General features: G+C 73.6%; 10 protein-coding genes. 1 reads left to right on the forward strand and 9 read right to left on the reverse strand.

What is annotated here, in order from left to right:
• Nucleotides 1-336: 336 nt before the first annotated feature.
• Nucleotides 337-1,566 carry a PucR family transcriptional regulator gene (locus BLW47_RS18975; RefSeq protein WP_091559508.1) on the forward strand — a complete coding sequence of 410 codons (1,230 nt, stop codon included), beginning with the start codon at nt 337-339 and terminating at the stop codon, nt 1,564-1,566.
• A 50-nt stretch (nt 1,567-1,616) separates the two neighbouring features.
• On the opposite strand, the gene BLW47_RS18980 is transcribed toward BLW47_RS18975, so the two are convergent.
• The 9 genes from BLW47_RS18980 to BLW47_RS19020 form a co-directional block, all read right to left on the reverse strand.
• Complete coding sequence (locus BLW47_RS18980) at nt 1,617-2,438, reverse strand: MetQ/NlpA family ABC transporter substrate-binding protein (RefSeq protein ID WP_091559511.1); 822 nt, start codon at nt 2,436-2,438, stop codon at nt 1,617-1,619.
• A 26-nt stretch (nt 2,439-2,464) separates the two neighbouring features.
• The gene (locus tag BLW47_RS18985; protein ID WP_091559513.1) at nt 2,465-3,121 is read right to left on the reverse strand and encodes a methionine ABC transporter permease; all 657 of its coding nucleotides are present in this window, start codon (nt 3,119-3,121) and stop codon (nt 2,465-2,467) included.
• Nucleotides 3,118-4,101: a methionine ABC transporter ATP-binding protein gene (locus tag BLW47_RS18990; protein WP_091559516.1), complete on the reverse strand. Its 984-nt coding sequence runs from the start codon at nt 4,099-4,101 to the stop codon at nt 3,118-3,120. Before BLW47_RS18990 ends, BLW47_RS18985 begins: the two co-directional genes overlap by 4 nt.
• Before the next feature lie 185 nt (nt 4,102-4,286).
• Nucleotides 4,287-5,123, reverse strand: a complete 837-nt coding sequence (locus BLW47_RS18995) for a sulfotransferase family protein (protein ID WP_217634900.1) — start codon at nt 5,121-5,123, stop codon at nt 4,287-4,289.
• A complete protein-coding gene (locus BLW47_RS19000; RefSeq protein ID WP_175543711.1) occupies nt 5,120-6,685 on the reverse strand; it encodes an oligosaccharide flippase family protein in 1,566 nt (521 codons plus the stop codon). Before BLW47_RS19000 ends, BLW47_RS18995 begins: the two co-directional genes overlap by 4 nt.
• Nucleotide 6,686: 1 nt before the next feature.
• Complete coding sequence (locus tag BLW47_RS25235) at nt 6,687-7,721, reverse strand: Wzz/FepE/Etk N-terminal domain-containing protein (protein ID WP_175543712.1); 1,035 nt, start codon at nt 7,719-7,721, stop codon at nt 6,687-6,689.
• 17 nt (nt 7,722-7,738) lie between these two features.
• On the reverse strand, nt 7,739-9,130 hold the full coding sequence (locus BLW47_RS19010) for an O-antigen ligase family protein (protein WP_139307372.1): 1,392 nt from the start codon (nt 9,128-9,130) through the stop codon (nt 7,739-7,741).
• Between the two features lie 170 nt (nt 9,131-9,300).
• Nucleotides 9,301-10,554 carry a glycosyltransferase family 4 protein gene (locus BLW47_RS19015; RefSeq protein ID WP_091559528.1) on the reverse strand — a complete coding sequence of 418 codons (1,254 nt, stop codon included), beginning with the start codon at nt 10,552-10,554 and terminating at the stop codon, nt 9,301-9,303.
• 136 nt (nt 10,555-10,690) lie between these two features.
• Complete coding sequence (locus BLW47_RS19020; RefSeq protein ID WP_091559531.1) at nt 10,691-11,761, reverse strand: polyprenyl synthetase family protein; 1,071 nt, start codon at nt 11,759-11,761, stop codon at nt 10,691-10,693.
• Between the last annotated feature and the right edge of the window lie 5 nt (nt 11,762-11,766).

The raw sequence follows: 11,766 nt of genomic DNA on the forward strand, positions 1-11,766 counted from the left end.
GGGGGGTAGGCGCGCAGACGCCTCGCCGGTCGCGGGTGAGCACGCCGTGGCAGCGAATCTATGGCCGGCCGGACGGGCGGGTCACCGTGCAGATGTCGGCAGGTTGCCGGTGCGCTTCCGACAGCTGACGGAGCGTCGTGCGCGCACCCGGCACAGCGCCGTACGCACGCATAGACACCGATCGTCTTCGGACAGATGCCGGAACGGGGTCCCGGCGGACAGAACTTCTGTCGAACGAGATCTTGATTTCCGGCGCCCCCTCGGCAGAGGGTGAAACGTGACTCCTTCCAGGGAAGAGCGGGAGGCAGCGTTAGCCGGGATGCAGGGTGAGCGGGGATGCAGGGCGAGCTACAACGGATCGTCGACGCGGTCGCGGCGCGGGTCGGGCGACCGGCGCTGATCGAGGACCGGCGTCAGCGCGTCCTCGTCTACAGCGAACACTCCGAGCCGATGGACGAGGTGCGGCGCGCGTCGATCCTGAGCCGACAGACCAGCCCGGAGGTGGTGGCCTGGTTCCGCCGCGCCGGCATCATGGCGGCCCGCACGCCCGTGCGCACCGCGGCCTGCCCCGAACTGGACCTGCTCGCCCGGGTCTGCCTGCCGGTCCGCCATGACGACCTGCTGCTCGGCTTCGTCTGGTTCATCGACGCCGACGGCACGATGAGCGACGCCGACGTCGACACCGCCGCCGACGCCACCGCCGATCTGGCGCTCGCGCTCTACCGGGAGACGCTGCTCGGGGAGCTGGCGTCGCAGCGGGAGACCGAGGCCGCCCGTACCCTGCTGGTCGAGGCGCCGGCGAACCGGTCGCACGCGGTGCGGGCGCTGCTCGAGGAGGGGGTGCTGGCCGGCGACGGGCCGACCACCGCGCTGGTGGCCCAGCTCGTCACGGCCGACGGCGAGGGCCCGGACGAGGTGGCGCGGATCGCGCTGGAACAGGCGCTGGTGCGCACCCGGCGGTGGCTGGGGCCCCGCGCGGCGCTGCATCTGGTCCGGCACGACCACGGCGCGCTGCTGCTCTGCGGGCCGCGCGGGGCCGGGCGTCCGACCCCCGACGAGGCCGCGGCGCACCTCGACGCCGGGCTGCGGCACGCCACCCGCGGGGTCGGCTCGGTCGCGCGCACCGTCGTGGGGATCGGACAGACGCGGCCGCGGCTGGCGGACGGGGCGGGCTCGTACGACGAGGCGGTGCAGTCGGCCCGGGTCGCCGTGCAGCTATCGGGGCTGGGCCGGGTGGTCGACTGGTCGCGGCTCGGCGTCTACCGGGTGCTGGCCCGGCTCGACGGGGAACACCTGGATGTGGGCGGCGTGCATCCGGGGCTGGAGCGGCTGCTGCGCGACCAGGCCCACCGGGTGCTGCTGGAGACGCTGGAGACGTACCTGGACCTGGCCGGGAACGCGCACGCGACCGCGGAGCAGCTGCGGCTGCACCGCACCACGCTCTACTACCGCCTGCAACGGGTGGAGCAGCTCGCCGAGACCGACCTCAAGGACGGCAACGAGCGGCTCTGCCTGCACCTGGCGCTCAAGCTCGGCCGCCTCACCGGCGACTACCAGCCGCAGTGACGACAGCGGGCCCGCCCGGAATCCGGACGGGCCCACTGGACTGTCACCGATCAGAACGCGGCGAGGACCGAGCCCTGGTACTTCTCGTCGATGAACTTCTTGACCTCGGCGGAGTGCAGCAGCTTCTCCAGCTTCACCACGCGCGGGTCGTTCTCCTCGCCGGTGCGCACGACGACCAGGTTGGCGTACGGGTTGTCGGCGCCGGTCTCCAGCGCGAGCGCGTCCCGCGCCGGGGTGAACCCGGCCTGGATCGCGTAGTTGCCGTTGATCACCGAGAGCGCGGCGTCGTCGACGCTGCGCGGCAGCTGCGCCGCCTCCAGCTCCGTGATCTTCAGCTTCTTCGGGTTCTCCACGATGTCCCGCTGCGTGGCGTTGACGCCCGCGCCGTCCTTCAGCGTGATCAGGCCCTTGCTGGCGAGCAGGTTGAGCGCGCGCCCGGAGTTGGACGGGTCGTTCGGGATCGCCACGACCGCGCCGTTCGGCACGTCGGCCAGGTTCTTGATGGTCTTGGAGTAGACGCCCAACGGCTCGATGTGCACCGGCCGCAGCGCGGTGAACTTGTAGCCCTTCGACCCGACCTCCTCCTCCAGGTACGGCTTGTGCTGGAAGTAGTTCGCGTCGAGCTGCTTGTCCTGCAGGGCCACGTTCGGCTGGACGTAGTCGTTGAACTCGACGATCTCCAGCTGCAGCCCCTCGGCGGCGGCGAGGTTGTCCTTGACGTACGTCAGGATCTCGCCGTGGGGCACGGGGCTGACGCCGACCTTCAGCGGCGCGTCCGGCGACGCCGGCTTGTCGGAGTCGCTGGACCCGCAGGCGGCCAGGCCCAGAACGAGGGCCGCCGCGGCGAGGGTGGCGGAGAGGGTACGGCGCACGGAGCTTGCCTTTCTCGGTGGTGGTGTTACCGGTGGGACAGCCGCCGGGCGATCAGGTCGCCCAGCACCTGCACCAGTTGCACGAAGAGGATCAGCACGGCGACGGTGGCGAGCATGACCTCGTCTTCGAAACGTTGGTATCCGTAGCGGATCGCCAGATCCCCGAGGCCGCCGCCGCCGACCACGCCCGCCATCGCGGAGTAGCCGACGAGCGCGACGACGGTGATCGTCAGGCCGGAGACCAGGCCGGGCCGCGCCTCGCGGAGCAGCACCTTGACGACGATCTCCCGGCGGGAGGCGCCCATCGCGGTCGCGGCCGCGACGACGCTCCGGTCGACCTCGCGCAGCGCGGTCTCGACCATGCGCGCGAAGAACGGGATGGCGCCCACGGTGAGCGGCACGATCGCCGCCTCGGTGCCGATGGTCGTGCCGACCAGCGCCCGGGTGAACGGGATGATCGCGACCAGCAGGATGATGAACGGCAGCGACCGACCGATGTTGACGATCAGGCCGAGCACGACGTGCAGCGGCCACGCCGGCAGCAGCCCGTCGCGGTCGGTGAGCACCAGCAGCACGCCGACCAGCAGGCCGCCGATCGCGGTGAGCGCGGTGGAGACCCCCAGCATGTACAGGGTTTCCTGCGCGCCCTCCCAGAGCAGCGGCGCGATCTCGCTCCAGGTCATCGGGGCACCTCCACGATCAGGCCGTGTTCGCGCAGTCGGCGCAGCGGCGCCTCCTCGGCGGCGTGCGCGCCGCGCAGCGCGAGCCGCAGCCGGCCGACGCGCCCGCCGGGCAGCTCCTCGACGGCGCCGCTGAGGATCCGTACGTCGAGGTCGTGCTCGCGGGCGAGCACGGAGAGGAACGAGTGGTCGGTCGCGTCGCCGGCGAGCGTCACGTCCACGACGGTGGCGTCCGGCAGCTGCGGCGCCGGGCCGAGCCGGAACAGATCGCGGGCCAGCTCGGAGCCGGGGCGGCGGACGAGGTCGGTCACGGTGCCGGCCTCGACGATCCGCCCGTCGCGCATGATCGCGGCGGAGTCGCAGATCCGCTTGACCACTTCCATCTCGTGCGTGATGAGCAGGATGGTCAGTCCGAGCCGCTGGCTGAGGTCGCGCAGCAGGGCGAGGATCGAGCCGGTGGTCTCCGGGTCGAGCGCGGAGGTGGCCTCGTCGGAGAGGAGCACCCTCGGGCGGCCGGCGAGCGCGCGGGCGATGCCGACGCGCTGTTTCTGGCCGCCCGACAGCTGCGCCGGGTACGCCCCGGCGTGGTCGGCCAGCCCGACCAGGTCGAGCAGCTCGGCGACCCGGGCGGCGCGCTCCGCGCGCGGCACCCCCATCACCTCCAGCGGGAAGGCGACGTTGCCGGCGGCGGTGCGCGAGCCGAGCAGCGCGAAGTGCTGGTGGATCATCCCGATCCCCTGCCGGGCCCGGCGCAGCCGGCCGCCGCGCAGCGACGCGAGCTCCACGCCGTCCACGGTGACGGTGCCGGCGTCGGGACGCTCCAGCAGATTGACGCAGCGCAGCAGGGTGCTCTTGCCGGCGCCGCTGCGCCCGAGCACGCCGAAGACCTCGCCGTCGCGCACGGTGAGGTCGACGCCGTCGACGGCGGCGACGGCGCGGCGGCGGGACCGGTACGTCTTGCGCAGTCCCTGGATCTGGATCACAGCGTTGTCCCCGAGGGCGAGAGGATCATGTAAGCCTCCAACCCTGCGCCGTCGGGGCGAGATTCCCCAAACCCGTGTGAACAGGGACACCGTCGATCACGACGATCTTGGACTTATGGCGAGGTTCTGTCCGTTTCCACCAGCCATAAGCCCAAGATCGTCGTGATCAGGCGGAGCGGGCGGGGTCAGGCGGGCCAGGTGTTCGGCCAGCCGAGGAGGGTGGCGAGGCGGGCGTTGTGGGGGGCGAAGTAGGCGGACAGGTCCGCGCGCAGCGCGTCGGTGAGGGCGCTGGGGCCGGGGTCGACGCGGCGGGTGTGCCGGGCGAAGGCCGCCGGCGTGAACGGCGGCAGCTCCAGGAAGCGCAGGAGCTCGCCGTAGACGGCGGCGGGATCGGCGTACAGGTCCTCGCTGCGCAGCACGAGCAGCCGCTCCCGCGGTACGTGCGCGAACCACCGCTCCAACTGCTCGGCGTACCGGCCGCGGGCGAGGTAGGAGTGGTTGCGCAGCGCCGCGTGCGCGGTGCGGCTGTCCGGGCCGTGCCGCAGCGCGGCGGCGAGCCGGTCGGGCTCGGCGGCCACCGCGTCGGCGAAGTCGAGCGGCTCGAGGCCGTACGAGCGGGTGTGCAGGTAGTGCGAGTAGGCGCGCTCGACCGGGTCGCGCAGCAGCGCGATGAACCGCCCCTGCGGCAGCGTGGCGGCGACCCGGGCCGGCACCTCGGGGTGGAAGAGGTAGTACGGGCTCGCCTCGAAGCTGCGCGTCCCCGGCGCGGCCGCCGGGAAGTGACCGCGGTACCAGCGCGTGCCGCGGCCGTGGTGGAGGCTGAAGAACTGCAGCTCCTTGCCGGTCGCGACGCGGACCCGGGGATGGGCGGCGAGGTAGTGGTAGAGCGAGGTGGTGCCGCAGCGCTGCCCGCCGATGATCAGGAAGTCGGGGAGCGCGCCGGGCGCGAGGACTCCCCTGCCCCACGCCCGCGTGCCGCGGACCGCCCGGCGCAGCCGGTCCACCGCGACCCGGCGGCTCACGCGTCCACCGCCACGGGCGGGTCGGCGCGACCGGGCCGGCCGACGCCGCCGCGGCGCCGGATCAGGGAGCGCAGCACCATGGTGTCCTCGCGGCTGAGCCCGAGCGCGAGCACCGCGCCGAGGTAGACCACCCCGACGACGACCACCCCGACGACGATCTCGACCAGCCAGCCCGACGCCAGCCAGCGCGCGCCGAACCCGGCCAGCAGCGCGAGCGCCCCGGCGGCGAGGCCCTTCAGCATGCCGCCGGTGACCGGAACCGCCCGCACCAGCGCGCGCACCTGCAGCACCCGGGCCAGGTTGACCGCGGCCAGCGACACCGCCCAGGCCACCGCGGCGCCGATGAGCCCGTACGCCGGGATGAGCCAGAGGTTGAGCAGCACGTTGAGGACGAGCGCGGCCAGATTGTCCGCCATGTTCACCACCACCCGGCCGGACATGTTGAGCAGCGTGCCGCACGGGCCGGTGGCGGCGTTCACCAGCTGGCCGACCGCCAGGATCACCGTCACCGCCGCCCCGGTGGCGAAGTCGCCGCCGAAGAGCCGCAGCAGGTGCTCGGGGAAGACCAGCAGCACCACGAAGGCCGGCAGCGACAACCGCACCACCCAGCCGGTCGCGGCGCCGTAGATCCGCCGCACATCGTCCATCGCCCCCCGGTGGTAGAGGGAGGCCAGGTACGGCCCGAACGCCGCGTTGATCGGCGCCAGCACGAAGATCGCAATGGTGACCAGCCGGGTGGCGACGTTGTAGACGCCGATGTCGTCGGTGGCGAACGCGCCGAGCAGCAGCGTGTCGATCCAGATCAGGCCGGTGGAGGAGAGCGACGACACCCAGCTCACCGTGGAGAAGCTGAACAGCGGCCCGGGCCGGTAGACCGGGGCGGCGGGGGCGGCCCGGCGCAGCAGCCGCCACACGGCGGCGAGCGCGAACGCGGCGGCGGACCAGGCCGCCACGACCAGCGCCCAGTACGCCCCGGTCAGCCCCGCCCCGCCGGCCAGCGCCAGCGCGGTCAGCGCCAGCCGGGCGCCCGGCTCGTAGACCTGCCCGATCAGCGTGAACGGCCGCTGCGTACGCCAGCCGCGGGTCGCCGCGAGCGCCGCCTCGCAGACCGTCGTGGCTGGCAGGGTCAGCGCCACCAGCCGCAGTCCGGCAACGAGCTGCGGGTCGTGCAGCAGGTCGGCCAGGCGAGGCGCGGCGAGCGCGAGCGCGACGCCGATCAGCGCCGACGAGCCCGCGGAGATGGCCAGCCCCAGCCGGACCGTGCCGCGCAGCGCGGCCGGGTCGTCGTCGGCCAGGTGCACCGCCACGAAGCGGGTCAGCCCGGCCCGGAAGCCGGCGAGCGACAGCAGCCCGAGCAGGGCGAGCACGGCGTAGCACTGCGCGTACCGGCCGACCTCGGCGACGCCGAGCACCCGGGCCAGCAGCAGCATGATCCCGAAGACCGCCGCCTGACTGAGCACCGCCCCGATCAGGTTGAGTCCGCCGCCGCGCGCCATGCCGCGTACGTGGCGGTCACCCGCGTCGGCGGGCGGCGCCACCGGCGGCACGGACCGGGTGGTCACCTCATCGACCCGCCGTCGTGACGTCGGTGACGGCGTGGGCCCGCGGCGCGGGGACGGCGGCGGGGGTGGCGGCATCGGCCGGGGCGGCAGCCGCCGCGACCGCACGGCGGTTGCGAGCCACGAGTTCGAGCAGGGCCACCAGCAGCACGGCGACCAGCACGCCGGCGCCGGCGACCGGCACCACGGTGCGGATCACGGCGCCCGTCCGGGACACCCGCTCGGTCTCCCCCACGCTGGCGACCTTCGCCGGATCGGCGGCCTGAACCTGCGCGCGCGCCGCCTGGAGCCCTTCGCGCGCCTTGGCCAGCGCCGCCGTCGCGCTGTCCCGCTGGGCGATCAGCGCCTGGTACTCCGGCAGCTTCGGGCCGAGCGCGTCGAGCCGCTTCTGCAGCGCCGCGATGGCCGCGGCGGAGCTGGCCGCTCCCCCGCTGTTGCCGACCGCCGCCATCTCCAGCTGCTGCCGCCGCAGGCTGGCGGACTCGCTGAGCAGCGCCTGGTAGAGCTTGTCCGGCTGGGACACCTTGTTGGTCTTCTCCCAGTCGGTGATCGCCGCGGTCGCCGCGGTCACCTCACCGGTGGCGGTCTCGACCTCCCGGTCGCCGACCTCGACCTGGGAGGAGAAGAGGAACTCCAGCGCGTGCTCGGCGGTCGCGGCGAGCACCGGCGACACCGTGTCCCGATCGGTGCTGGTGTAGCGGAGCTCCAGCTGGCTGCTCGCCCCGACCTGGGTGACCTTCAGCCCGTCGCGCAGCGCGCCGGCGCCGACCCCGGTGTCGGCCGACACCTGCTCGACCACCTTCGGCGCGGTCACGGCCGCGCCGAACGCCGCGACGAACTGGTTCGCGGCCTGGACGCCGGTGAACTGCTGGGCGGCGGCGCCGCCGACGAGCGCGGGCGCGGCCACGTACGCGGTGCCGGCGTACCGCTGCGGCGCGAGCAGCACGATTGCCGTCGCGGCCGCGGCGGCGACGACCGGGACGCCCACCAGCACCCACAGTCGCCGCCGGGCGACCCGCAGGTAGTCGACGATCTCCACGCTTGCGCTCCCCACTTCTATTGAGCCGTTACGAGCTGTCGCGGCGCCGGTGACGCCGCCGGGTCGGCCGCCGCGCGGTGCGCGACGCTGGCCGCCGCCGCCGCGAAGGCGACGAAATACCAGAGTGTGACCACATTGGAGATCACATTCGAGGCCGCGCTGACCGCGATGAACGCCACCGCGCAGCCGAGGAACCCGACGGCGATGCCGCGCTCCAGACTGCCGGGCGGCGCCCGGCGCAGGGCCAGCCGGCCGGTGTGCAGGCTGAGCAGCATCATCGCCAGGTACGCGAGCAGCCCGAGCACGCCGGTCTCGACGTACGCCCGCAGGAAGTCGTTGTGCGGCTTCTTGGCCTCGTCGGTCTCGCGCTGCGTCATGTTCGGGCCGATGCCGGTCACCGGGTTGCGGTTGGCCAGCGTGACGATCTCGGTCCAGTAGTCCACCCGCCAGGCGAGCGTGTTGCCGGTGGGGCCGCCCCCGACGGCCCGTACCTCGCCGAGCTGGGCGAACCGGTCGGCCACGGTGGGCAGCAGCACCGCCCCGGCGACCGCGACCCCGCAGAGCAGGACGATCAGCCGGGCGCTGCGCTGCAGCACCGCGACGACCACCAGGCCGATCGCCGCGCCGAGGATGGCGCTGCGCGTGTTGGTCAGCAGCAGGAAGACCAGCGAGAGCGCGAGCAGCGCGCCGAGGGCGAGCCGCAGCCGCCGTTCCAGGTACCGGTAGACGCCGAACCCGAAGATCACCATGAACATCAGGTAGCGCCCGAACGTGGTGGACTGGCTGAACGGGCCGCTGATCCGGGTGAAGCTGCCCTTCACCTCCGACGGCGGCTGGCCGAGCAGCGACATCACCAGGGTGTAGCCGAGCGCCAGCACCAGCGAGGCGTAGCAGGCGAGCAGGATCCGCCGGATCGCCCGGGTGTCGGGCATCAGCTGCTGCAGCACCAGGAACATCACCACGACGGTGAGGATCCGCAACGCCTCCAGCAGGCTGGTGGTCGGGTGCGTCGCACCGAGCGCGCTGACCACGCCGGTCGCGCCGACCAGCAGCAGCGCCCAGCCCAGCGGCGAGCCGTGCAGCCGGCCGTGCCGCCGCAGCTGCGCGGCGAGCCAGAGCCCGGCGGCGAGCAGGAACAGGACGGCGAGCAGCGTCGAGGGGTCGAGGGCGCGGGCGGCGCCATCGACGTCGGCGCGGCCGGCCGTACGGCCGCTGAGCTTGAACAGGTCGACGCAGGAGCGCACCGCGAGCATCAGCATCACGTACGCGGCGAAGCGGGTCAGCGCCAGCGCCGCCACGATCAGTCCGCCGACCGCGGCGAGCGGCAGGACCGCCCCCTGCTTGTCGCCCGACGCCATCGAGACCCCGGCGACCACCGCGGCCGCCGCCGCCACAACGGCAGCACCCACGCTGAGCACCCGGGGGGAGGTCGGGAGGGGCCCCTTCATATCGTTCTGTGCATAGGAAGGGGCCTTCCCAACGTCTCGGCGGGACACAAGGTCGCCACAATCTAACCGGCAATACGCAGAGTGACTATGGGTCGATCCGTCGACTTTCCGTCAATCGCCCCTCCGGGGGATCATGCCGCAACGGGCCTGGCCAGCGACAGGTAGAGCCGTTCCAGGTCCCGGGCCGCGCCGTCCCAGGTGTACTCATCGGATACTCGATCACGTAACGCAATCGCACCGGCACGCTCCGCCGCGAGATCGGCCGTGAACCGCCGCAACGCCCGCACCAGATCGTCCTCCGACCCGTCCCGGAACAGTCGCCGGCCGGGGCCGTCCGCCCCAACCACCTCGACGTGCGGGCAGATGTCGCTGACCAGCACCGGCAGCCCGTACGAGGCCGCCTCCAGCAGCGTCAACGGCAGCCCCTCCAGCCGGGAGGGCTGCACGAAGCCGGCCGCGTGCGAGTAGAGCTCGGCGAGCAGGTCGCCGTACGCGAAGCCGGTGAACACGATCCGCGGATCGCCGTCCGCGGCGGCCCGCAGCCGGGCCACGTACTCGTCGGTGAAGGACGACCCGCCGACCACCGCCAGTCGCAGCGGGGTGGGCACCCGGCGGAACGCCCGGATCAGCAGGTCCGCGGCCTTCTCCGGAACGAGCCGGCCGACCAGCAGCAGGTAGCCGCCGGGGGTCAGCCCGAAGCGCGCGCCGAGTTGCCGCGGCGGCACCCGACGCGGGGCCGCGACGCCGTTCGGGATGTAGCGGGCGGCCCGCCCGAAGCGCTCGTCGTAGTGCCGGGCAAGGGCGCGCGACACCACCACCCGCTCGTCGGGAACGTGCCCGCTCAGCCAGTGCGCCGTGTTCAGCACGGTGCGGGCCGCCAGCCCCCACTTGGCCCGCTGATTGTCCAGGCCGTGCACGGTCAGCACGACCCGTGCCCGGGACAGGAAGCGCGGCAGCGGCGCCATCAACCCCGGCCCGAGACCGTGGTAGTGCACGATGTCGGCCCGCTCGCGCAGCGCGGCCAGCGTCGACCGGCCGGAGTGCACGATCGCGTCGAGGTGCTTGCTGGGCACCGTACGCAGCTCGCGCAGCCGGACGCCCCGGTACTCCTGCACCGGCACCGCGCCGTAGCTCTGCCGACAGTAGACGGTGACCTCGTGCCCGTTGCCGGCGAGCCGGCTGGCCAACTCCTCGACGTGCCGCTCGATCCCGCCGTACGTCGCGGGCATCCCCTTCTGGCCGATCATGGCGATCCGCAGCGGGCGCCAGCCCGCGTCATCGCCGCCCCGCTGCCGGGGGACGTGCGGCGCGTCGGCGATGTCGGGCCGCGCCAACGGGCGCGGGACCGGTTCGAGCTCGACCGGGTGGGCTTCGCGGATCACCACGTGTGCCTCCTTTGGACACTGCACTGCGTGACTTCACCAGAGCCCCCCGTGACGGCCGTCACGGGCGCGTCCAGGACGGTAGATCACCGGCAGGGGGGACTGGATCAACCTTCAGCCGACGTTGCCGGACGAATGGCTACCGCTGGCGATCCACCGCGGACTCGGCGAGCGCGGCCAGGGCCTCGCGCGCCCCGGCGGTCAGCGGCGCCTCCGCGAGCGCGGCGAGCGCGCTGTCGGCGCGCACCCGGATCATCTGCTCGATCCGGTCCCGCGCCCCGGTCTCCACGATGATCGACCGCAGCTCCGCGGCGCCGTCCGCGTCGAGCTCCGGGTTGCCGAACAGGGTGCGCAACCGCGCCGCCTGCGCGCGATCCGCCCGGTCGCGCGCGAGCGCCATCATCACGGTCGGCTTGCCCTCACGCAGATCGTCGAGGACCGACTTACCGGTGACCGCCGGGTCGCCGAAGACGCCCAGCACGTCGTCGCGGAGCTGGAAGGCGTCGCCGAGCGGGTCGCCGAAGGCCGCGTACGCGGCCTGCAGCTCCTCGCTCGCCCCGGCCAGTCCCCCGCCGATCTGCAGCGGCCGGGTGACCGTGTAGCGGGCGGCCTTCATCCGGATCACGGTGAGCGCGCTGGCCACCGAACCGTCGCCGACCCCGGAGACGAGATCCAGGTACTGCCCCGCGATCACCTCGGTCCGCATGTGGGAGTAGACCGCGTACCCCTGCTGGAGCTGGTCGGCGGGGAGCCCGGACTCGTGGAACATCTGGTCCGCCCAGGTGGCGCAGAGGTCGCCGCAGAGCAGCGCGGCGCTGCGGCCGTACGCGCCGGCGTCGCCGCGCCAGGAGAGCCGGGCGTGCAGGTCGGCGAAGAGCCGGTGCACCGACGGCTCCCCCCGGCGCCGGTCGCTGCCGTCCATGATGTCGTCGTGGATCAGCGCGAACGCGTGGAAGAGCTCCAGCGCGGCCGCCGCGGCCACGATCTCGCGGCGGTCCGCGCCGCCCGCGCCGCGCCAGCCCCAGTAGCAGAACATCGGCCGCAGCCGCTTGCCGCCGGCCAGCACGAAGCGGCGCAGCGTGTCGAAGACCCCGCGCGGCGCCCCGTCCGGCCAGCCCGGATCCTGCCGGTCCAGGAAGGCCGCCAGCTCGGCGTCGCAGCGCGCGCGCAGTCCCTCCGTGCCGGTCTCCGGCGCCAGCTGAGCGGTCATGGCCG

It is taken from the genome of Micromonospora pattaloongensis, assembly GCF_900107255.1.
Taxonomy (GTDB): domain Bacteria; phylum Actinomycetota; class Actinomycetes; order Mycobacteriales; family Micromonosporaceae; genus Micromonospora_I; species Micromonospora_I pattaloongensis.

What these genes read in the sequence shown, in the direction of transcription:
- BLW47_RS19020 (WP_091559531.1), bottom strand. Translation starts at nt 11,761, where the DNA reads ATGACCGCTCAGCTGGCGCCGGAGACCGGCACGGAGGGACTGCGCGCG.
- BLW47_RS18985 (WP_091559513.1), bottom strand. Translation starts at nt 3,121, where the DNA reads ATGACCTGGAGCGAGATCGCGCCGCTGCTCTGGGAGGGCGCGCAGGAA.
- BLW47_RS18975 (WP_091559508.1), top strand. Translation starts at nt 337, where the DNA reads ATGCAGGGCGAGCTACAACGGATCGTCGACGCGGTCGCGGCGCGGGTC.